This is a genomic window from Streptomyces sp. B3I8, from assembly GCF_030816915.1.
Lineage (GTDB): Bacteria > Actinomycetota > Actinomycetes > Streptomycetales > Streptomycetaceae > Streptomyces.
Genome location: NZ_JAUSYN010000002.1, coordinates 6,168,702 through 6,188,450 on the forward strand (window position 1 = coordinate 6,168,702; position 19,749 = coordinate 6,188,450).

Genomic DNA, 19,749 nt, shown 5'->3' on the forward strand with positions numbered 1-19,749 from the left:
TTCCCCGTTACTCTCCTCACTGCTCCCTGAGAGCGCTCTCAGGGAGCAGAGCACTGCCGTCCACTCCCCTCGCTCCACCCCCACAGAGCAACCGGACGACGAAAGGCATCCCCCCCATGAGACGTACCACCACCTTCCGTACCGTCGGACTCTCCGCGGCACTCCTCCTCGTCTCCGCCGCCGCGGGACTCGGCCAGGCCTCGGCCGCCACCTCCGACTCCTCCGCCGGCACCCCCGCCAAGAGCAAGGCCGCGGCGGCTTCCCCCGCCCTGATCGAGGCCCTGCGGCACGACCTGCACCTGACGAAGGCTCAGGCCACCGACCGTCTCGCCGCCGAGACCTCGGCGCGCACGGTCGAGAAGGCCGCGCGCAAGGCGGCCGGTGCCTCGTACGGCGGCTCGTGGTTCGACGCGAAGCGCGGCACGCTCGTGGTCGGCCTCGCCGACGACACGCACCGCGCCGCCGTCGAGGCCACCGGCGCCCACGTCACCCACGTCGCGCACAGCGAGCGCACGCTCGACTCGACCATGACGAAGCTGAACGCGATGGACGCGCCCGACGGCGTCGCCGGCTGGCACGTCGACCCGAAGTCCAGCGCGGTCACCGTCACCGTCGTCAACTCGCACAAGGGCGACAACGATGTCCAGAAGTTCGTGGCCCGCGCTCGCAAGGCCGGCCCGGTGAACGTGGCGGGCACCGCCAAGCAGCCGCGCACGCTGGCCGCCGGAACCGTCGGCGGCGACCCGTACTACACGGGCAACGTCCGCTGTTCCATCGGCTTCTCGGTCCAGGGCGGCTTCATCACCGCCGGGCACTGCGGCACGCCCGGCATGAGCGTCAGCGGCTGGGACCACACCTACATCGGCAACTTCCAGGGCTCCTCGTTCCCCGACAACGACTACGCGTGGGTCAACGTCGGCAGCGGCTGGTGGACCGTGCCCGTGGTCCTCGGCTGGGGCACCGTCTCCGACCAGCTGGTGCGCGGCTCGGGCGAGGCGCCTGTCGGGGCCTCGATATGCCGCTCCGGTTCGACCTCCCACTGGCACTGCGGGACGGTCCTCGCCAAGAACGAGACCGTCAACTACAGCCAGGGTGCGGTGCACCAGATGACCAAGACGAACGTCTGCGCCGAACCCGGCGACTCCGGCGGCTCGTTCATCAGCGGCGACCAGGCGCAGGGCACCACCTCCGGCGGCTGGGGCAACTGCAGCTCGGGCGGCGAGACGTGGTTCCAGCCGATCAACGAGGTGCTCAGCCGCTACGGCCTGACGCTGAACACGGCGTGAGTGCGAATTGAGTGCCATGTGAGTGGCACGTGAGTGCGGTGCCCCCGACGCGGCCACCTGACGGGCCGTGGCGGGGGCACCCCCGTCTCCGCGTGCTCTGCGTTCCGCTCGCCTCGCGCGGTGGCACGAGCGGGCGTGCATGACCGCACCCAGGAGGAACACCGCCAGGACCGCGGCCGGGGCCGCGAGCAGGGCCGGCCACGGGGCGTCGTCGGTCCTCGGGGCGAGCAGGGTGCGCAGGACCGTGACGCCCGTCGCGGCGGCCGTCCCGCAGTACAGCGCCGCGGCCACCGTGTGCCGGGAGCGCTTTGGTCCGGCGGCGGTGCCGCGCCGCCCAGCAGCGCCCGGTGTCGCGCGGCCTCCCGTGTCTCCCGCCGGCGTCGTACGGCGGCGCGGAGCCGCAGTACGACGGTGGCGGCGCCCCCGGTGGCGGCACCCGCAGCCGGTGGCCACCATCCGTCCAGTGGCACCCGGTCCTGTCAGGGCCGAAGCGCCGTACGCGGGGGGCCGAACGGCCCTTCGACGGGCGGGTGGGGGAGGGGCCGTTCGGCTCCGTGGCCCGCACGCTGTGCATGCCGCGCGGGGCACGGGTGAACGACGACCGCCCGCCCCCTCACCAGGGGCGGGCGGTCGTCTGTCGGCCGGTGAGGGCTGCCGACCGGGTCAGCCGTTCTTGCGGGCGACCCCGCCGTAGATGCCGATGGGCGGCGCACCGGCCGCCCTCGGCTCGTCGGGGCGCCAGTCCGTGACCGTGACGAGGCCGGGCTCCACCAGTGTGAAGTCGCCGAAGAAGTCCAGGATCCGGGCGTGGTGGCGGAGGTTCATGCTCGCGGTGGCCCGGCGGTAGACGGCCGCGGCGTCCTCGCGGTGGTCCTCGTGGAGGTCGCCGGTGGCGTGCGACAGCACCAGGTAGGAGCCGGTGGGCAGCGCGTCGCGGAGCGTCGCGACGATGCCGTCCGGGTCCTGCGCCTCGGACAGGAAGTGCACGATGGCGACGAGCAGCACCGCCACCGGCTGGTCGAAGTCGATGACCCGGCGGACCTCGGGGTGGTCCAGGATGCCGCGCGGGTCGCGCAGGTCGGCGAGGACGACGGAGGTGTCGTCCTGGTCCATGAGGGCCCTGGAGTGCGCGCTGACGATCGGGTCGTTGTCGACGTAGGCGACACGGGTCCCGGGCGCCACGGCCCGCGCGATCTGGTGCACGTTGGGCGGGGTGGGCAGCCCCGTGCCGATGTCGAGGATCTGCCGCACCCCGCCCTCGGCGACGACGTGCCGGACGGCGCGGTGCATGAAGTACCGATTGGCGCGCACCCCGTCCCGCACCTCCGGTGCCACCTTCATGAACTGCTCGGCGGCCTCCTGGTCGACCTCGTAGTTGTCCTTGCCGCCGAGGAAGTAGTCGTACATCCGGGCGGGGTGCGGCTTGCTCGTGTCGATCGTGTACGAGGGGGTGCCGGCGTCACCGGTGCCGCCGCCGCTGCCGTCGGTGCTGGGGGAGGTCGGGGAGGTCATGCTGGCTGGCTCCGTCCTGGACTCGCAGCCCACCGCCGGACAAAGGGTGGTGAGTGACTGTCAGAACATCATCTTGGCATGTTTTCGACGGTGGGGCGTACGGGTGTGCGCGGGGTCGCGCGGGCGGTCCCGGCACGGGTTTCGGCGGCGGATTCGGCAACGGGTGTGGCAACGGGTGTGGCAATGGGGTCCGCGAGGGTTCCGTCGAGGGCGGCCAGGCCGGTGTCGAGGAGGTCGGCCGCGCGCCGGACGTCGGCGGTGACCGCGTCGTGGAGCCGGTCGGGCGCGCAGGTGTCGTCGGCGAGATGCCTCGCCAGGCTGCGGAACTGCACGGACCACAGTCCGACCAGGGCGATCGCCGCGATCTGCACCTCGGGCCGCACCTCGGGGCCGTGCGGGGAGCCGCGCGAAAAGCCGGCGTCGTGAGAGGGATCGCCCGCCCGGCCGTCGTGCGTCCCGCCGCCGCGCCGGGCGAGCGCCTCGGCGGCGACGGCGACGAGCCGGTCTGTCATGTCCTGGTGGTAGGCGCGCAGCGAGGGCGTCGACCTGGTCAGCGCGCCGAACCGCCTGATCCGGGCGGCGGCGTCACGGGGATCGTCCTGGGCGGCGAGCCACGAGGTCAGGGCGCGCAGTTCTGCGGCGAGGATCTCCACCGTCGCCTCGACGGGGCGACGTTCCGTTTCGGCCAGTCCGGCGCGCAGCGCGGCGCCCGTGGCCTCGCCCCGGTCCAGGATCAGCGATTCCTTGGTGGGGAAGTGGTTGAAGACCGTCTTCTCCGACACCTCGCAGGCACGGGCGATCTCCGACACCCGGACGTCGTCGAAGCCGCGCTCCAGGAACATCTCGGTCGCGGTGTCGGAGAGCCGCTGCCGCAGCAGCCGCTTCTTCCGCTCCCGCAACCCCTCGGCGCCGGTCTCCGCGGTCTGCGGACGCCAGGCGGTCCAGTCCACCGTGCTCATGCCGCCAGCGTAGTACGGCGGGTATCTTTCTGCTGCTACTGTAATTTTCTAGTGACTGTAGTTAGAGCCGCCGGGGTGCGGCGCCTTGCCACGCATGGGCGCCCCGTCCTGCCAGGGGAGTCCCATGAGCACCATCCACATCGTCCGCGAGTACCCGCACAGCCCCGCCAAGGTCTGGCGCGCCGTGACCGACCCCGACCTCGTTCCGCGCTGGACGGCGACGGGCGCCGGAGCGCGCCCGGAGGGCTTCGCCACCACGGTCGGCACCGAGTTCCGGTTCGTCGCGAAGCCGAAGCCCGGCTGGAGCGGCATCGTCGACTGCGTCGTACGGGAGGTCGACGCCCCCCGGTTGCTGCGCTACTCCTGGACCGACCACGGCGGCGGCGAGACCACCGAGGTCACCTACCGCGTCGAACCGCACGCCGGCGGCACGCGGTTCACCTACGAGCACACCGGCTTCACGGGAGCGGGCGGCCTGATCATGTCCCAGGTCCTGGGCCGCGTCCGCCGCAAGATGCTGACGGTCGGGCTGCCCGCCGTACTGGCGGAGATGGACGGGGAGGGCGAATCGAGGCCGTGATGATGCGGTCGTCGACGGCGCGGTCGTCGAGGCTGCGACCCGGCCGGCTCCCGGTCGGGTCGGGTGCGTCCACACCGGCCAGGGCTTCGCGTACGACTGAAGGAACTGGCCGGACCGCTCGCGCTGCCCGGGAACGGGCGGGTCCGGAGCGGGCACGGACTCACCGACGACGACCTCCGTGCCTGGCATCCTGCGGCCGCGACTCGAGGTCGTCGCGCAGCGGTGAAGCGGTAGCGAGGAGCAGGTCGAGGTCTGTCTGCCCAGGAGCCACCCGGTCGGTGACCGTGTGACTCCGTGCCTCTACGCGCAGTTGTGCCAAGACGGTCTTGCCAGGCGCGCCTGGCGAGGGCTGACGACCCGTCCGTCCGCGAGGGCGGTGCCGAGAAGCAGGCCCCCCGGACTCGGACAGTGAGTCGGTCGTGGCCGGGGGACCGGTCGGAGGCCGCTTCTCCGTGCGGGTGTCGGTCACCGCGTTGAACAGGGGTGAGCGGCCGCGGCCGTACCCGGCGGTACGCGGAAGGCAGCCTGTTTTCCCCTCTGCTTCCGCGTTCCGCCCGTGTTACGACATCGTCATGGTGAGCAGTCCGGGAGCCGAGCACGACCGTACGCAGTTGCTCGTGGCCGAATACGCGGCCCTGCGCAACGAGATCTTCACACTGGTCGAGTTGCAGTTCAAGATCACCGCCTCGACCGTCATCTCACTGGGCACCGTGCTGTCGGTGGGCGTTCAGACGAAGAATCCGGCCATCGTGCTCGTTCATCCCATCCTGTCGCTCATCATGGGCATCAACTGGCTGCACCACACCTTCCGGATACACCGGATCGCGGCCTACCTCCGCGACAGGGTGGAGGCGCCGGCCGGTCACGACGTGATCGGCTGGGAGACCTATGTGAAGCGGACACCCCTGCCCATCGGGCGTGCCTCCTACTGGGGGTTGCGGGCCGCCTTCGTCGCCAGTTCCCTGCTCGCGGTCGGTGTCGCCGTCGCCATGAGGCAGTACGACACCGTGACCGTGGTCCTGCTCTGTGTCGCCTCCTGCGCCACGGCCCTCACCTGCGTGATGTTCTACCGCTGGCGCGAGCCGGCACCCGAGATCCTGGTACCACCACCCGTCGGACTCCCACGATGGTTCCACCTGTCGCCGCGCCCCTGAGCCCCGGACCGGGTCGGGCCCGAGCGGCCCGGACCGGCCGCGAGCCGGCGTTCACCTGCGGCCCGACCTGATCCATGGCCATCCGAGGAAACAGACCACGGCGGGTGCGACGAGCATGGCCAGCAGCCACAGCCCCACGCTCGCCGGGGAGTAGACGTAGTACTGCCAATGATCCGGCAGAAGCGACGGCGCGAGGAGGAGCACGATCAGCACGCCCCATGTGATCAGCACGGCCGCGGCCATGCGTACTGCGGTCATGTCTACCGTGCTCCCTTGATGGCGCTCGTCTCCTCGGGCCGGACGACAGGACGAGCCGTACGCCCTTCAGCCCACGAGGAGTACGAGTTTGCCGCGCACCGTTCCGGTCTCGCCGACGCGGTGGGCGTCGGCCACCTCGGGCAGGGGGAAGGTCCGGCCGACCGGCACGGAGAACCGTCCCGCTCCCGCCATGCGGGCCGCCCGGTCCAGGGCGTACGTGGCGCGGCCGGTGTCGCCGCGACTGAACCGTACCCCCGTCCGCCGCGCACCCCGGAAGTCGGCGACCGTGAGGACGCGTTCGGGTGCGCCCGTGAGTTCCACGAGTTCGGGAAGGACGCCGCTGCCGGCGACGTCCAGGGCCAGATCGACGCCCCCGGGCGCGAGGGCCCGGACCCGGTCCGGCATCCCGGCGCCGTAGGCCACCGCCTCGGCACCGAGCGCGCGCAGGGCCGCGTGCGTGCCGGGGCTCCCCGTGCCGATGACGTGCGCGCCGCGCGCCACGGCGAACTGGACGGCGGCACTTCCGACGCTGCCGGAGGCCCCGCTGACGAGGACGGTGCTGCCCGCCGCGACACCGAGCTGGTCGAGGGCGCGCGCCGCCGTCTCGGCCGCCGCGGGGATGGCCGCGGCCCGCGCCCAGTCGAGGGAGTCCGGGACGGGGGCCCAGCTGGACAGCACGGCCAGTTCCGCCTGCGCGGCCCCGTACGGTGAGACTCCGAGGACCCTGTCGCCGACCGCGACCCCCGAGACGTCGTCGCCGACCTCGTCGACGATGCCCGCGGCCTCGTGGCCCAGAGTCCGGGGCAGCTCCAGTTCCCGGTCGATCAGGCCCCGGCGCTTCTTCCAGTCACTGGCGTTGATGCCCGCGGCACGGACCCTGACCCGTATCTCTCCGGCACCGGGACGGGGATCGGGGAGGTCGACGATCTCGAGCACCTCCGGGCCGCCGAACCGGCCGAACCGTACTGCCCTCATGACGCACTCCTTCCGGGGAAGGAGTGGCGGATCGTCCGACACCGCGTGTGCGCGTGCTCCCGGTCAGGGCACCGTGGCTGTGGCCTGTCCCGGAGCACGTTTCTACTCCGATTCGTCGACCGTACAACATGACCTCCCGCCCCACGTTCGGCGGGCAGGGCGGTCAATGGGCCAGGAAGAGTACGAGGACGACGAGGGCGACGACCGCCGCCAGGGCGAGGTAGGCCTTCTGCCGTCCCGCCTCCGACACCCGCCGTCGCACGTCGAGTCGGCCGCCGGAATCTCGGAACACGTAGAACTCGAGATGGCCGGAGCCGGGCGGGACCGCCCTGACGACCGTGAGACGCCGGATGACGACCTCGCGCTCCTTCTCTCCCGGCCGCGGACCCAGTTCCGGTTCGAGTACGGAACGATGGGCGGGGAGAAGGTCGTCGGGGAGCGGATCACCGGTGTCGAGCCGGTCCCTTCGCCAGCCGGCCGACTCCAGCTCCGACGCGACGGGCCGCGGCCTCGGGACGGGGGACGGCACCGCCTCGGTCCGTGAGTCCCACTCGATCCGCCCCGCCGTCCAGGACGTGAGACTGCCGTGCCCCTTGCAGGTGGTGCACTCGACGGTGCCCGATTCCTTGCACGTGCGGCAGGTGATACGCCCCTTGTCGCACTTCGTGCACTTCACCTTCCCCCAGCCCCGGCATCCGGGGCACGCACTGCCGGGGGTCCGGCAGGCCGCGCAGTCCACCCGCTCCTCCTCGGGCCGGACGGCGCGGCCCGCCTTCACCGCTCGAGGAGGGGGGTCGGGCAGACCGCCGTGTTTCAGGTTCTGAGTGCATGCGCTGACACCGAGACACTCGGTGCACGTCTGGGTGGGCTCGCACGGCCGGTACCGCATCCCGTCGCAGTCGGCGCACCGGCGTCGGCCGTTGCCGCAGTCACAGGACCCGAGATGCACCGTGCCGGACCGGACCAGGTCGATCGGTCGGTCGGCGGGCTTCTCGTGCGGGCCGAGCCTGTAGTCCCGCAGCACGTCGTAGAGCGGCCGTTCCGAAAGGTCGACGGCGCCGGGCTGGTGACGTGTCGCCTCGGTGCGGCGCTCGACGCGACGGGTGACGGAGGCTTCGAGCAGGTGCAGTCGGGAGAGCCGGAAATCCGCCGGAGCGGGATGGGGGCGTCTGCGTCGCCCACTCGCCAAGTACACGTCGAGCGCCGCACGCACCTCACCATCGGTCGGATCGTCGCTTGTCATCGTGATACTCCCCCCGAAGCCACGCCCTTCCCGCCCGGGACAGGAGCCGGACCGGTGTCGAGCGACACCAGTGTGGCCGAACGGATCCCGCCGCAAAAGAGCCGCTCCAGGAGTTCGAGGAACGGGCGCGGCGGGTGGCCGGGCAGATCCGGGAGGCGACCGCGCCGGCCCGGGACGGACCGGGCAACGGGGCACTGCGACCCGGGAGGCTGACGCGAGCCCCCTGCGCGAGACGTTGGCGTATCAGTGCGGGACTCTGGATTATCGAGCGTCTCGTACGGTGCTCGTACGGTCGAAGCATGCAGACCTTCACACTGGGCGACTTCGAGATCACCCGCATCACCGAATGGCACGGCCGCTTCGCACCGGTCGACGTGCTGTTCCCCACCCTCCCCGCCGACGCCTGGCAGGAGCACCGGGGCTGGCTGGCCCCGCACTACTGGGACGCCGCGACCGGTGACTACCGGGCCCACATGCAGACCTGGGTGCTGCGGGGGCAGGGGCGCACGATCCTCGTGGACACCGGGCTGGGCAACCACAAGCCGCGGATCCACGGTCTGCTGGCCGACCGTGACGGCGACTTCCTGCACCGGCTCGCCGCGATCGGCGTACGGCCCGAGGACGTGGACACGGTCGTCAACACGCATCTGCACACCGACCACGTCGGGTGGAACACCCGGCTGGTGAACGGCGAATGGGCCCCGACGTTCCCGAACGCCCAGTACCTGATGCACAGGGCCGACTTCGACTACTGGAACCCGGCGAACGGCGTCACACCCAGGTCGGACTTCGCCGACCCCGCCGACAGCAGGGCGGGGTTCGAGGACAGCGTGCTGCCCGTGCACCGCGCCGGTCAGGCCCTGCTGTGGGAAGGCACCGAGCACTCCGTCGGCGCGGGTCTGTCCCTCCGGCTCGCCCCCGGGCACACGCCCGGCTCCGCGGTGCTGGAGCTGCACTCCGGCACGGACCGTGCCTTCTTCGTCGGAGACCTCGTCCACACGCCGCTGCAGTTCCTCATGCCCGACCACGACACCTGTCTGAGCGAGGACCAGGGGCAGGCGGCGATCAGCCGCCGCCGCATGCTGGAGAGGGCCGCGGACACCAACGCCCTCATCGTCCCGGCCCACCTGGGTGGCGCGGGAGCGGCCGAAGTCGTCCGGGAGGGAGCAGACTTCGTCATCAAGCAGTGGGCACCCCTGGCCGCGCCGGCGCCGGGGGAGTGAGGACGGCGGACGTGGAGGTGGACCGGGGCGTGGACATGGACGTGCTCAGTGATGTCGTCTCCTCCCTCCGCTCGGGCCGGCCCTTCGCCAACCGGGAGGACCGCGCGGGCGCATGGCGCATCCCCTTCGCACCCTTCGCCGGAGCGGGTTTCCACATCGTGCTGAGCGGGTCCTGCAGGCTGCTGACGGACGACGCCCCGCCCCGCGTCCTGGACGTGGGTGACGTGGTCCTCACCCCACACGGCACCCGGCACACCCTGGAGGGCCCTGGCCATACCGCCGTGGACGACGCCAACGGCTCCACGTCCCTGCTGTGCGGGGCCTACCGGCTCGACCGGACGCGGTCCCATCCCCTGCTGACCACATTGCCGGAGGTCATCCACCTGCGAGCACAGTTCGGGCGCCATCCCGCACTGCGCTCGGCCGTGTCGCTGCTGGGCGACGAACTGCGCAACCCGCAGCAGGGATCCGTCTCCGCCCTGTCCACGCTGCTCGATCTGCTGCTCGTCTACATGCTCCGGGCCTGGCTCGACGACGAGTCCGGCAGGGGCGCGCCCGGCTGGTCCGCGGCGCTGGCGGATCCCGTCGTCGGCGCCGCGCTCAGCGCCATGCACAGGGACCCGGCACGGGCCTGGACGGTGGAGGAACTGGGCAAGGAGGCCGCGATGTCCCGGGCGGCCTTCGCACGCCGGTTCACCGGTCTGGTGGGGCAGCCGCCGCTGGCCTATCTGACCTGGTGGCGACTGAGCGTCGCCGCCCGCCTCCTCAAAAGCGGCGACACCTCTCTCGACTCCGTGGCGCGGAGCGTCGGATACGGCTCGCGGTACGCCTTCGCCAACGCCTTCAAACGCGCCCACGGCATCGCCCCCGGCCGCTACCGCCTGAGACACGGCGGCGATCGTGAGCCGACACGGTGGGATCCGTGACAGCGGGCGGACGGCACGGCAGGCCCGGTGACCTCAATCGACGTGCTCCACCCGCAAGCATGGAAGACCGGCCGCGTTCTCCAATGCTGAGAGCATGCGTGCGTCCAGGTCGGTGGCGTACACGAGCGTGGAGTGATTCGGGAAATCGGGCTCGGCGAGGTACCCCTCATCGTCCACCCAGTTCGCTTCGATCGTGACCTTCCCGCTTCCTCCCACTCGCGCAAGATAGTATTCACCTCCTTTGAAGCCGCTTTCCCGAGTGTCGAACCGAATCCCCAGGGAAGCCGACAAGGCATCGCGCATCTGTGGTAGCCCCATCCGGTCGGATCCGTGAAGACGGTAGCAATGCCCCATGCACTTCCTCCCGTTGCTTCTTCCAGAATGTCATCGTACCGGGCCCATGACCGTCCGAATCCCCCATTGAGATCCTGGCCCGAGTGAGATGAAAAAGAAGGGTGATGCCTGTGACCGCCTCACTGATGTGCAGGAAAATCCTCTCCCTCGAAGCGGGATCCGTCTACGCCTGGGAAACCGGGGAAGGGGATGCCGGTAATATTCTGACCGACCCCGAGGGATCGGTCGCCCGCCCCTGCACGCCAGAGGGAACGATCACCGGCCGCATGGTCCTGGAAAAAAACGTCGGGAATGTGGAGAACGTGGAACCGGACTCGGACCCGAGGATTCGCGACACTTTCCTGGTCGTGGCAGCGGCGATCTTGCGGGAAGCGGAGCGGCAGGGGCGGCTGCCTGACAAGGTCACGCGCGTCTACTGGTAGGCGTCACGCCCGATTGCCGGCCGACGGCGGCGAGAGGACCGCCACGGTGCCGGACTGCCTCGCGGCGGCCCTGGCCGCCGACCCGGCCGCTGTGGCGTTCTTCGCGACGCCGGACCGGCAGAACCGCTACGCGATCCTGTACCGCGTCCAGGACGCCGAGAGGGCCGAGACCCGGGCACCCCGGATCGAGAAGTACGTGGCGATGCCGGCGAGACGCGAGAAGCTGCACCCGTAGTCGCGTAGTGGCCGGTCCGGCCACGTGGGCCGAGAGGTGGGTGGACAGTGGATTCGCCAGAGGACGAAATGGTCGCGGCGGCCGGTGCGGGAGACCGTGCCGCGGTGGAACGCCTTCTGCGTGCGGGTGCCCGTGTGGACGATCCGGGGGGAGGGCGCCGCACGGCTCTCGACGTGGCGATCTGGGGGGACCACCTGGCCGTGGTCGAACTGCTGCTGGCCGCAGGGGCCGATCCGGAGCAACCCATCGGGGAGTACCGGGAGACGACACCCTTGCGCTTCACCGCGACCTTCGGCCGGTTCGACGCGGTCGGCGCACTTCTGGCAGTCGGGGCCCGACCCAATCATCATCAGGGAACGACCACGGCGTTGCTGGGGGCAGCAGGGCAGGGATATCCCGACATAGTGGACCTGCTCCTCGATCACGGTGCGGACATCGATCTGACTGTCCCTCCTTTCGGTACTGCGCTGACGGCGGCTGCTCACAACGGCCGTACGGAGATTGTCCGCAAACTCATCGACCGGGGCGCACGCGTGACACCGGCGGCGCTCGACGCGGTGGACAGAGGACAGAAATCCGCCTTGCGTGCTCAGGGCGACCCTGAGGCGGAGAGACACTTTCCGCCAGATCGACTGAAGGAGTATCCGGTGGTCCGCCGACTCATCAGTTCTCGACTCGACGACGCTCACGACGAGTGAAGCCCTGGCGAGCTGTTCCCAGAAGAAAGACCCTCCATGGTGCGCCGTGGCCTCGGCTCGTACCGCCGGACGTCGATCCGTGTGCCGCACGCGGCCAGTTCTCCGCCGCGCTCCCCGAGCGCCCCGCCATCGCCACCGTCGCGGTCCGGCTGGCGGACTTCGACAGTGTCGGCGCGGTGCTCGGAGAACCGGTGCGGTTCCAGCACGACGTCTGAGCTCGTTCTTTATCTTCCGTCCGCGTCGTAGGGCGGGGACGGAAGGTTCCAGACGGCGTCTGACCGGCTGACAAGCTTTCTGAGTTCGGCGCCGCTTCGGGGCGACATGGCCTGCATTACGGTGTCGAGGAGGGCTCGGGCTTCGAGCGGGTTGTCGCAGCAGTACCAGTGCACAGAGCCCCACTCGTAGTCGTGCCACAGATTCCGCTCGGGCTGGTGGACGTATCTCTTCCACAGGCCCACAGCCGTGCTGACATCACCTTGCTGCAGATGGTTGCGGGTGCGCTCGAGACGGGTGGTCTCGGACAGTGCATACGAAGAGAGGCCGTCGATGACGGGCTTTGCACCCATGGTCCGGTGACTGCCGGGGGCGTCGACACGGATCCGTCCCGGCCGTCTACGCGGCACGGACCCTTCGGTTCGTCGTCATGCGGTACATGGTGCCGCGATCTCGCAAGGTGTCTCGAATGGCGTCTCGAACGGATTCGCTCGCCTGGGGATTCGCCGGACGCGGGGGCGGCCTTCGTCTGATCCTGTGCTCCGATCAAGGTGCACGTGACCGAGACGAAGGCCGTGAGAATGAGTCTGCTGCCTGATCAAGTTGAGGGGCTCGGTGAGGGGCGGGGCGGGGGAGTGCGGGGGCGCGTGGCACGGCGGGTGCGTCACCGTGAGGGGCTCTCCCGGTGCTCACGGTCACCGTCCCGGCTTCCGGGCGCTGCCCGTCATTGCCCCACCCTTCCGTCGATCCGTTCGCGGAGCAGGTCGGCGTGGCCGCAGTGGCGGGCGTACTCCTCGATTCTGTGGACCAGGAGTTCGCGGACGGCGATGCGGTCCTTGCCCAGGCGGGTGCCGAGGTCCGGGTGGGCCGCCAACGCCGTGTCGGTCGCCGTCTGTTCGTGCTCCAGCGTCTTGAACGCGGCGTCGACCATCTGCTGTTCGGCGACGGCTTCGTCGAAGTCCGCGTCGCGTGGGCCGTACAGCTTCGGGAGTGGGGTGTCGTCGCTGATCCAGTTGCGCCAGTCCCGTTCGGCCTCGGCGAGGTGGCGGACCAGGCCCAGCAGGGACATCGTCGAAGGTGGGGCGGACCGGCGGGCCAGTTGTTCCGGGTCCAGGCCCTCGCACTTCATCCGGAGGGTCATGCGGTAGTTGGCCAGGAAGTCCTGGAGTGTGGCGAGTTCACCGTCCGGGGCGGGGCCCTCGCTGTTGCGGGGGTCGTCGGCCGGGTCGAGCCACATGTCGGGGTAGACGGTCGCCCGGGTCCATCGTGCGGGTTGCTCGGTCATGCGTCCCATGGTGGGGCTGGGCGGCCGGGCCCACCACCCCATTTCCCGGCGCCGAAGATCTCGGTGCCCCGGTGCCCCGGTGCCCCGGTGCCCCGCGCCCCCGTGCGCGAGGGGCGGGTCAGACGGCGGGCTCCGGTGTGGAGTGACGGGCCATGAGGTGTTCGATCAGGGCGAGCAGGACGTCGCGGCCGTCGGCGCGTTCGCGGGCGTCGCACATGACCAGGGGGACGTGGGGGTCCAGGTCCAGGGCGGCGCGGATCTCCGCGGGCGTGCGGTCGCGGACGTTGTGGAAGCAGTTGACCGCGACGACGAACGGGATGCCACGGCTCTCGAAGAAGTCGATGGAGGCGAAGCTGGCCTCCAGCCGGCGGGTGTCGGCCAGTACCACCGCTCCCAGGGCGCCGTGGACCAGGTCGTTCCACATGAACCAGAAGCGTTCCTGGCCGGGGGTGCCGAACAGGTAGACCACCAACTCGTCGTTGATGGTGATGCGCCCGAAGTCCAGGGCGACGGTGGTGGTGGTCTTGGCGTCGATGCCGGCCAGGTTGTCGACGCCGACACTGGCACGGGTCAGGTATTCCTCGGTGTGCAGGGGAGCGACCTCGCTGACGGCGCCCACCATGGTGGTCTTGCCCACACCGAAGCCGCCGGCTATGAGGATCTTCACGGCCTGGGCCGTCTGTGCCGGGTCAGAGTCTGCGGAGCCCATTTCTCACCGCTTCCAGAAGCGTCATGTCGGCTTGTTCGCCGTTCCGTGCGAAGGTCAGGGGCGGCCGGGCCCGTACCCGGCCGCTGTCGATCAGATCACCGATGAGGATCTTGGTCACCGACACCGGCAGGTTCAGCTCCGCGGCGATCTCGGCCACCGCGACGGGCCGGCGGGCGCACATGCGCAGGACGGCGCGGTGCTCGGGCTGCAGCGCCTGCCGGTCGGCGGCGGTGTCCGTGCCGGTCGGGGTCTGTGCCGTGATCAGAGTGATCAGGGTCAGATCGTCGCGGCCGGCGGTGGTGCGTCCGCCGGTGATGGTGTAGGGGCGGACCAGAGGTTCGTCGGCGTCCTCGTCCAGGTCCTCCGTCCAGTGCCTCATGCTCCGGCCCGGGGGCCGGCGGCGGGGGACGGCGGATCGGCCGGCGGGGTACGCGTGTCGGTGCCCAGCTTCTGGCCCACCTGCTGGACCAGGGTGTGCATGGCGACCGCCATCACCTCGGCGTCCACCTCCTGGGAGGCGATCACGGCCAGGTGGGTGCCCCGGCCGGCCGAGGTGACGAACAGCCACAGCCCGGCCATCTCGACGATGACCTGGTGGACCTCGCCGCCCTGGAAGAGCTGTCCGACGCCGCGGGCCAGGCTCTGCTGACCGGTCGCGATCGCGGCCAGGCGCTCGGCGTCGGAGCGGTCGATGGTATTCGAACGGCTGATCACGAGGCCGTCGTCGGACAGCAGGATCGCGTGTCGGGTGCCGGCGACCTGGTCGACCAGTCCGTCCAGGAGCCAGTCCAGGTCTGCGTCGGTGGCGGTGGTTCGCTGAGTCATCCTCGGTCTTCCGTCGTGGGCGGTTCGGACTGGTCGGTACCGGGCGCGGGGGGCCACGTGCCGTCGGCGCGGTTCCTGCGGGACTGCCGCTGGAACGCGGCGATGGTGGCACCGGAGCGGGCCGGGGCACCGGGCGGTGCCTGGGGAGCCGGGGTGTCCGGCGGAGCCGGTGTGCGCAGTTCGGCCACCAGGCTGGCCTGGCGCGTGCGGCGGGGCAGCGGGGTGGGCTCGCTCTGCGGTGCCGACTCCGCCTCCGGTGCCGCCTCCAGTCCCGGTGCCGGCACCGGAGCGGTGACGTCGGCCATCGCCCGTCCCCGCGAGCGCACCGGCAACTCCTCCGGGGCGCTCGCGTGGGGGACGTCGTCCGCGGCACGGAGGACGGCGTCCTGGCGCGGCGCGGGCGCGGGAGCGGGGAAGGAGGCGCCGACGTCGTCGGACGGCGGACCGTCGGGGGCGTCCGCCACGGACCGGGGCCGTTCGGCCACCAGGTCCTGCGGGACGAGGACGATGGCGCGGGTGCCGCCGAACGCCGACGGCCGCAGTTCCACCTGCAGGCCCAGGGACGCCGCGAGGCGGGCCACCACGTACAGGCCCAGGCGCACATCGTCGGCGCGGGTCATCACGTCCAACTGCGGGGGCGCCTGCATCAGGGCGTTGGCGGCCTCGTACTGCGCGGCCTCCATGCCCAGTCCGCGGTCCTCGATCTCCACCGCGACACCCCGGCTGACCGGCGCCGCCTTGATCTCGACCGGGGTCGGCGGCTTGGAGAACGCGGTCGCGTTCTCCATCAGCTCGGCCAGGATGTGGATCAGCGGCCCCACCGCCCGCTCGGAGATCCACGGCCGGCCCTCGACGTCGATCTCGATGCGCCGGTAGTCCTGCACCTCGCCCTGCGCGGAGCGCAGGACGTCCAGCAGCGGCACCGGCTTGCGCCAGCGGCGCCGGGGCTGGCCGCCGCCGAGGATCACCAGGTTCTCCTCGTAGCGGCGCAGCCGGGCGGTGAGGTGGTCCAGGTCGAACAGCCCCTCCAGCACCTGCGGGTCCTCGTGCCGGCGCTCCAGTTCGTCCAGCTTCTTCAACTGCAGGCCGATCAGGAGCTGGGTGCGGCGCGCGATGCGCTGCAGCAGCCGTTCGAATCCCCGGTGCTGCTCGGCCTGGCGCACCGCGGTGTGCACCGCGCTGCGGCTGGCCTGGTTCAGGGCCCGGCTCAGTTGGCCGAACTCGTCCGACGCCGACGGGAGTACCGGTACCTCGGCGTCCACGTCGACGTCCTCGCCGCGTTCGAGCCGGGCGACCACCTGGGGCAGCCGCTGTCCCAGGTCCTGTGCCTGGTCGCGGACGGCCGTGACGCGTCGCCGCAGTCTGTTGGTCAGCCGCCAGCTCACCAGCACGACCAGGGTGATGGCGACCAGGCCCAGGGCCGCGGTGGCGAACAGGTACAGCCGCAAGCGCTCCACGCCGTCGGCGCCGGCGGTGTCGGAGACCTTGCTGTGCACGACGATGAGCTTCCCCAGCTGGGCGACCGAGGCGTCCGTGGCGGTCCGCCACTCGGTACGGATCTGTGGCAGCACCCGGTCGTCGCCGTCGGCCTTGGCGGCCACCAGCCGTTCCTGCAGCGCGACCCGGTCCTTCCACGCCTTGCTCTCGGTGATCGCCGCGTACAGCCGGCTCCCCTCGGGGGTGAGGTTCGGTGCGACGCGCGACTCGAGCAGGTACTCCTGGGTGCCGACGGCGTCGGCGATCAGGTCGAAGTCCCCGGCGGGCATCCGCCCCAGAGGCCAGTCGCGGGCCAGCACCGCGTCCTCGCGGCCGATCATGTCCACGACCCCGTTCAGGTCGAACAGGACCTGCGACAGGCCGGTCACCTCACCGTTGACGCCGCGGGACAGCGCCGCGAAGACGTTGATGCCGGCGTCGATCGCCTCGGTGTAGTAGGTGTACGCCCGGTCCTCGTCGGAGGTCCCGACGTCCACCGCGCGGCGCTCCTGCGAGAGCCGGCCGGTCACCTCCACCGTCCGGGAGAGCGCGGCGGCCAGCCCCTGCTGGCCGTCGCTGGTGTCCAATGAGGCCAGCGGCTCGAAGGCCCGCACCGCCCGGTCGGTCATGGTGCGCTGCCGGGTAAGGGCGGCCCGGGACGCCCGGGGAGAGGCCAGCGCCTCCTGGGTCAACCGCCGCTCCTGCTGCAGGGCGTTGAACAGTGCGGCGTCGAACGGCACGACGGTCGTGGTCAGATCGTGCTGGGCGGACTGCTTCCGGTACTCGGTGCCCAGCTGGTACGTGGACACGCCCCACAGCGAGACCAGCGCCACGCTCGGCACCAGGAGCAGTACCAGCAGCACCGTGCGCAGCGGCAGTCGGCGTTCGCCGGCCACCCCCGGGGTGCCGTCCGTCGGGCCCGTCCGTCGGCGACCGTCACGAGCGCTGCCTGTTCTGCGCCGTCCGGGCCTGCTCAATCCGCTCACGCGCAGGACACTCTCCTCATAACTGTTCAGCCGTACCAGTGACGAAAGCACGTCAGAAAGTAGCGGTGGGTGGCTTGATATTAGCCATACGGTGCGCTGAGTCCGAAAGCGCATTCGGTGAGTGACGTGTGTGAATGGGCGCGCAGAACGGGATGTGTCGGTCGGTAACGGGAGGATTCAATCCTGGCCGACCACGACCACCTCGTCCTCGGCCGTCCAGCGGCGTCGCTCGGCCTTGTGCGGGTTGATCCGCAGACCGTAGCCGGGGCCCGTCGAGGAGCCGTCCTGGCTCCGGTAGCCGATGGCGCATTCGCCGCGGCGGCGTGCCGCGGCCACGACCGTGGCGAAGGACGTCTCGCACCCCGGCAGTACGTAGTCGCCGGCCGGCCGCAGGCGGACCCCGGCGCCGTCCGCGGAGAACAACTCCTCGAACACCGCCGCCAGGTGCCGGTTCTGGCTGATCTGCGCCATCAGCAGGCCTATGAGCTTGCCGCTGATGATCACGTCGGCTCCGGGGCTGATGGGTGCCAGTGCCCGGTTGCGGTCGTCGATCAGTTCGGTGACGACCGGCAGTGGGCGCCCGGTGGCTTCCTCCAGTCGGCGCAGGAGCAGGAGGGTGATGAGCGTGCGGTTGTCCGGGTCTTCCGGCGGCTGTCCGGGAGCGGAGTCCTGGCCGAGCACGATGACGCTGTCGTAGGAGTGGACGTCCAGGCGGTGAAGGGTGTCGGGACGGGTGATGTCCCCGCGGTGCAGGGTCAGGGTCAGGGGCGGGGTCGGGGCCGGGCCCAGGGGTGGGGTCGGGGCGGGGGTGGGGGCGGTGTCGCCGCGAGTATCGGTCTCGGCGGACTGGACGGCTTCGTCGGCTTCTTCGGTTTCGGTGGGTTCAGTGGGTTCAGTGGGTTCTGTGGTTTCGGTGGGTTCGTGGGTTTCGTTGACGGCGGTCTCGATTGTCTTGTCGGTTCCGGTGGTTTTGGTGGTTCCGGTGGTTCCGGCGGCCTCGTCGATCTGCCGTGCCGTCGCTCCGCCGCTGTCCGCCACCACGTCGACGACCGACCCGGGCCGACTGCGACGGCGCAACTGCTCGACTATGAGCGGCGCCCGGCGGTTCCAGCCCAGCAGCAGGACCCGCTCCGGCCGCGCGGGAGTCGGGGGACCGGAAGTCATCGCCGCCTCCTCGGCCGGCTCCGCGCAGTCCTCGGGCCGGGCCGTGTCGTCGTCACGGGTGAGGACGATGAGCAGGTCGTCCGGGAGCAGGAGCGTGTGCGGCGGCGGGCTGAGCAGGGGAGTGTCTCCGCGCATCACCCCGACCACGCTCGACGTCGCGTAGGAGAGGAGTGCGTCTCCGAACTGGCGGCCGGTCAGGGAGGGTTCGGCGACCAGGTAGAACTCGTCGCCTGCGAAGTCGAGGAGTTCCTGGTGGACGAGGGAGAGCCCGGAGCGGCGGGCGGCCTGCACGATCATCCGGGCGGTGACGGTGTCGCTCTCCAGGACGACGCCGCCCGGCCCGGCGGCGAGAGCGGCGGCCAGGCGGTAGCGGTCGTCCCGGACGGCGGCGACGACGAGCGGCTGGTTCCCCTGCCCGGCCAGGGCCGCCCTGAGCGCCAGCAGTGTCTTCACCACCTCGGCGTCGGCGTCGGGTTCGTCATGGGGCAGGACCAGTACGACACCGGCCGTGGCGGGGCTGGCCAGGGCGAGCACGGCCGGGTCGGTGGTGGGACCGCTGCGGCAGATCAGCCGCGTACGGCCGAGGGCGCCCACCTTCGTGGCCAGGGCCTCCTCCATCGCGGTCTTGTCCCGGTCGGCCAGTACGGCCACCGCCGCACGCCGTTGGTTGGCGTTGGCGGCCACCAGCTCGCCGACCACCGTGAAGACCTGCTCCGACCACCCCAGGATCACGGCGTGCCCCTGTTCGAGCACGGTGGACCGGCCCCGTCGCAGCGCGGTGAGCCGCTCCGTGAGCGCTGTTGTGATCAGACCGACGAGCGTCGAGACGTACAGCAGGGCGATCAGAGCGAGCAGTACCGACATCAGCATGCGCAGCGGTGTGCCCGTCGTGCCGCCCAGCCGCAGCGTCTCCCCGGTGAGGTGCCACACGAGCGCCAGCCGTCCCGTCAGGGACGCCGGTGCGGCGGGGTCGGTCCACACCAGCACCGCGCTGGCCGGGACGACGACGCCCAGGCACAGCAGCACCATCCAGCCGAAGAGGGCGGAGGTGCCGCGGGCCAGCGTGCTGTCGAACCAGTAACGGGCTCTCGCGCCGAACGGAGTGCGCCGCTGCGTCATGCCTCCCCCTTCCTCGCCGGCTCCCTCGGCCGGCTCCTCGTCGGCGCTCTCACCGGCTCCTCGTCGGCGCTCTCGCGCGGGGCCGGACCGGCGCCGTGTACGTGGTGCGCCGCGCGGGCCGCCGGAGAGCACGGACGCGGATGCTGA

General features: G+C 71.1%; 21 protein-coding genes. 9 read left to right on the forward strand and 12 right to left on the reverse strand.

Annotation, left to right across the window (positions count from 1 at the left end; all coding sequences use genetic code 11):
* Positions 1 to 116: 116 nt before the first annotated feature.
* Positions 117 to 1,286: a S1 family peptidase gene (locus QFZ64_RS29560; RefSeq protein ID WP_307070527.1), complete on the forward strand. Its 1,170-nt coding sequence runs from the start codon at positions 117 to 119 to the stop codon at positions 1,284 to 1,286.
* A 663-nt stretch (positions 1,287 to 1,949) separates the two neighbouring features.
* On the opposite strand, the gene QFZ64_RS29565 is transcribed toward QFZ64_RS29560, so the two are convergent.
* Both QFZ64_RS29565 and QFZ64_RS29570 read right to left on the reverse strand, forming a co-directional pair.
* Complete coding sequence (locus tag QFZ64_RS29565) at positions 1,950 to 2,798, reverse strand: SAM-dependent methyltransferase (protein ID WP_307070528.1); 849 nt, start codon at positions 2,796 to 2,798, stop codon at positions 1,950 to 1,952.
* Between the two features lie 68 nt (positions 2,799 to 2,866).
* Entirely contained in the window at positions 2,867 to 3,757 is an 891-nt protein-coding gene (locus QFZ64_RS29570; RefSeq protein ID WP_307070529.1) for a TetR/AcrR family transcriptional regulator, read from the reverse strand.
* A 124-nt stretch (positions 3,758 to 3,881) separates the two neighbouring features.
* Between QFZ64_RS29570 and QFZ64_RS29575 the strand changes: the two genes are divergently transcribed.
* Positions 3,882 to 4,337 carry an SRPBCC domain-containing protein gene (locus QFZ64_RS29575; RefSeq protein ID WP_307070530.1) on the forward strand — a complete coding sequence of 152 codons (456 nt, stop codon included), beginning with the start codon at positions 3,882 to 3,884 and terminating at the stop codon, positions 4,335 to 4,337.
* 572 nt (positions 4,338 to 4,909) lie between these two features.
* Complete coding sequence (locus tag QFZ64_RS29580; RefSeq protein ID WP_307070531.1) at positions 4,910 to 5,491, forward strand: hypothetical protein; 582 nt, start codon at positions 4,910 to 4,912, stop codon at positions 5,489 to 5,491.
* Positions 5,492 to 5,542: 51 nt separating this feature from the next.
* Here QFZ64_RS29580 and QFZ64_RS29585 read toward each other — a convergent pair whose 3' ends face one another.
* The 3 genes from QFZ64_RS29585 to QFZ64_RS29595 all read right to left on the reverse strand — a co-directional run bounded on the left by QFZ64_RS29585 (position 5,543) and on the right by QFZ64_RS29595 (position 7,967).
* Positions 5,543 to 5,749 (reverse strand): hypothetical protein, encoded by a 207-nt coding sequence (locus tag QFZ64_RS29585; protein WP_307070532.1) that lies wholly within the window; start codon positions 5,747 to 5,749, stop codon positions 5,543 to 5,545.
* Between the two features lie 66 nt (positions 5,750 to 5,815).
* Positions 5,816 to 6,724: an NADP-dependent oxidoreductase gene (locus QFZ64_RS29590; protein WP_307070533.1), complete on the reverse strand. Its 909-nt coding sequence runs from the start codon at positions 6,722 to 6,724 to the stop codon at positions 5,816 to 5,818.
* 163 nt (positions 6,725 to 6,887) lie between these two features.
* Positions 6,888 to 7,967, reverse strand: coding sequence for a hypothetical protein (locus QFZ64_RS29595; RefSeq protein ID WP_307070534.1), 1,080 nt, complete (start codon positions 7,965 to 7,967; stop codon positions 6,888 to 6,890).
* A gap of 299 nt (positions 7,968 to 8,266) precedes the next feature.
* On the opposite strand from QFZ64_RS29595, the gene QFZ64_RS29600 reads away from it, so the two are divergent.
* Entirely contained in the window at positions 8,267 to 9,190 is a 924-nt protein-coding gene (locus QFZ64_RS29600) for an MBL fold metallo-hydrolase (RefSeq protein WP_307070535.1), read from the forward strand.
* 11 nt (positions 9,191 to 9,201) lie between these two features.
* Positions 9,202 to 10,116 (forward strand): AraC family transcriptional regulator, encoded by a 915-nt coding sequence (locus QFZ64_RS29605; RefSeq protein WP_307070536.1) that lies wholly within the window; start codon positions 9,202 to 9,204, stop codon positions 10,114 to 10,116.
* 33 nt (positions 10,117 to 10,149) lie between these two features.
* On the opposite strand, the gene QFZ64_RS29610 is transcribed toward QFZ64_RS29605, so the two are convergent.
* Entirely contained in the window at positions 10,150 to 10,419 is a 270-nt protein-coding gene (locus QFZ64_RS29610; protein ID WP_307070537.1) for a hypothetical protein, read from the reverse strand.
* Between the two features lie 161 nt (positions 10,420 to 10,580).
* Between QFZ64_RS29610 and QFZ64_RS29615 the strand changes: the two genes are divergently transcribed.
* The 4 genes from QFZ64_RS29615 to QFZ64_RS29630 are packed head-to-tail and all read left to right on the forward strand — an operon-like array spanning position 10,581 to position 12,040.
* A complete protein-coding gene (locus tag QFZ64_RS29615) occupies positions 10,581 to 10,892 on the forward strand; it encodes a hypothetical protein (protein ID WP_307070538.1) in 312 nt (103 codons plus the stop codon).
* Between the two features lie 46 nt (positions 10,893 to 10,938).
* Positions 10,939 to 11,127 carry a YdeI/OmpD-associated family protein gene (locus tag QFZ64_RS29620; RefSeq protein WP_373430682.1) on the forward strand — a complete coding sequence of 63 codons (189 nt, stop codon included), beginning with the start codon at positions 10,939 to 10,941 and terminating at the stop codon, positions 11,125 to 11,127.
* 47 nt (positions 11,128 to 11,174) lie between these two features.
* Positions 11,175 to 11,825, forward strand: a complete 651-nt coding sequence (locus tag QFZ64_RS29625) for an ankyrin repeat domain-containing protein (protein ID WP_307070539.1) — start codon at positions 11,175 to 11,177, stop codon at positions 11,823 to 11,825.
* Positions 11,822 to 12,040, forward strand: coding sequence for a hypothetical protein (locus tag QFZ64_RS29630; RefSeq protein WP_307070540.1), 219 nt, complete (start codon positions 11,822 to 11,824; stop codon positions 12,038 to 12,040). Before QFZ64_RS29625 ends, QFZ64_RS29630 begins: the two co-directional genes overlap by 4 nt.
* Positions 12,041 to 12,762: 722 nt before the next feature.
* On the opposite strand, the gene QFZ64_RS29635 is transcribed toward QFZ64_RS29630, so the two are convergent.
* The 6 genes from QFZ64_RS29635 to QFZ64_RS29660 all read right to left on the reverse strand — a co-directional run bounded on the left by QFZ64_RS29635 (position 12,763) and on the right by QFZ64_RS29660 (position 19,602).
* Complete coding sequence (locus QFZ64_RS29635; RefSeq protein WP_307070541.1) at positions 12,763 to 13,323, reverse strand: DinB family protein; 561 nt, start codon at positions 13,321 to 13,323, stop codon at positions 12,763 to 12,765.
* Positions 13,324 to 13,441: 118 nt separating this feature from the next.
* Entirely contained in the window at positions 13,442 to 14,032 is a 591-nt protein-coding gene (locus tag QFZ64_RS29640; RefSeq protein ID WP_307070542.1) for an ATP/GTP-binding protein, read from the reverse strand.
* The gene (locus QFZ64_RS29645) at positions 14,013 to 14,411 is read right to left on the reverse strand and encodes a DUF742 domain-containing protein (RefSeq protein ID WP_307070543.1); all 399 of its coding nucleotides are present in this window, start codon (positions 14,409 to 14,411) and stop codon (positions 14,013 to 14,015) included. Before QFZ64_RS29645 ends, QFZ64_RS29640 begins: the two co-directional genes overlap by 20 nt.
* Positions 14,408 to 14,857, reverse strand: a complete 450-nt coding sequence (locus QFZ64_RS29650; protein ID WP_307070544.1) for a roadblock/LC7 domain-containing protein — start codon at positions 14,855 to 14,857, stop codon at positions 14,408 to 14,410. The genes QFZ64_RS29645 and QFZ64_RS29650 overlap by 4 nt, the downstream gene beginning before the upstream one ends.
* Positions 14,854 to 17,229, reverse strand: a complete 2,376-nt coding sequence (locus QFZ64_RS29655; RefSeq protein ID WP_307070545.1) for a nitrate- and nitrite sensing domain-containing protein — start codon at positions 17,227 to 17,229, stop codon at positions 14,854 to 14,856. Before QFZ64_RS29655 ends, QFZ64_RS29650 begins: the two co-directional genes overlap by 4 nt.
* Before the next feature lie 267 nt (positions 17,230 to 17,496).
* Entirely contained in the window at positions 17,497 to 19,602 is a 2,106-nt protein-coding gene (locus tag QFZ64_RS29660) for an NAD-binding lipoprotein (protein WP_307070546.1), read from the reverse strand.
* Between the last annotated feature and the right edge of the window lie 147 nt (positions 19,603 to 19,749).

Excerpts from the sequence above, each read along its gene's own strand:
- QFZ64_RS29660 (WP_307070546.1), bottom strand. The coding sequence starts at position 19,602 with ATGACGCAGCGGCGCACTCCGTTCGGCGCGAGAGCCCGTTACTGGTTC.
- QFZ64_RS29560 (WP_307070527.1), top strand. The coding sequence starts at position 117 with ATGAGACGTACCACCACCTTCCGTACCGTCGGACTCTCCGCGGCACTC.
- QFZ64_RS29610 (WP_307070537.1), bottom strand. The coding sequence starts at position 10,419 with ATGCGCGATGCCTTGTCGGCTTCCCTGGGGATTCGGTTCGACACTCGG.
- QFZ64_RS29595 (WP_307070534.1), bottom strand. The coding sequence starts at position 7,967 with ATGACAAGCGACGATCCGACCGATGGTGAGGTGCGTGCGGCGCTCGAC.
- QFZ64_RS29570 (WP_307070529.1), bottom strand. The coding sequence starts at position 3,757 with ATGAGCACGGTGGACTGGACCGCCTGGCGTCCGCAGACCGCGGAGACC.
- QFZ64_RS29640 (WP_307070542.1), bottom strand. The coding sequence starts at position 14,032 with ATGGGCTCCGCAGACTCTGACCCGGCACAGACGGCCCAGGCCGTGAAG.
- QFZ64_RS29580 (WP_307070531.1), top strand. The coding sequence starts at position 4,910 with ATGGTGAGCAGTCCGGGAGCCGAGCACGACCGTACGCAGTTGCTCGTG.
- QFZ64_RS29590 (WP_307070533.1), bottom strand. The coding sequence starts at position 6,724 with ATGAGGGCAGTACGGTTCGGCCGGTTCGGCGGCCCGGAGGTGCTCGAG.
- QFZ64_RS29565 (WP_307070528.1), bottom strand. The coding sequence starts at position 2,798 with ATGACCTCCCCGACCTCCCCCAGCACCGACGGCAGCGGCGGCGGCACC.
- QFZ64_RS29575 (WP_307070530.1), top strand. The coding sequence starts at position 3,882 with ATGAGCACCATCCACATCGTCCGCGAGTACCCGCACAGCCCCGCCAAG.
- QFZ64_RS29650 (WP_307070544.1), bottom strand. The coding sequence starts at position 14,857 with ATGACTCAGCGAACCACCGCCACCGACGCAGACCTGGACTGGCTCCTG.
- QFZ64_RS29635 (WP_307070541.1), bottom strand. The coding sequence starts at position 13,323 with ATGACCGAGCAACCCGCACGATGGACCCGGGCGACCGTCTACCCCGAC.
- QFZ64_RS29645 (WP_307070543.1), bottom strand. The coding sequence starts at position 14,411 with ATGAGGCACTGGACGGAGGACCTGGACGAGGACGCCGACGAACCTCTG.
- QFZ64_RS29585 (WP_307070532.1), bottom strand. The coding sequence starts at position 5,749 with ATGACCGCAGTACGCATGGCCGCGGCCGTGCTGATCACATGGGGCGTG.
- QFZ64_RS29600 (WP_307070535.1), top strand. The coding sequence starts at position 8,267 with ATGCAGACCTTCACACTGGGCGACTTCGAGATCACCCGCATCACCGAA.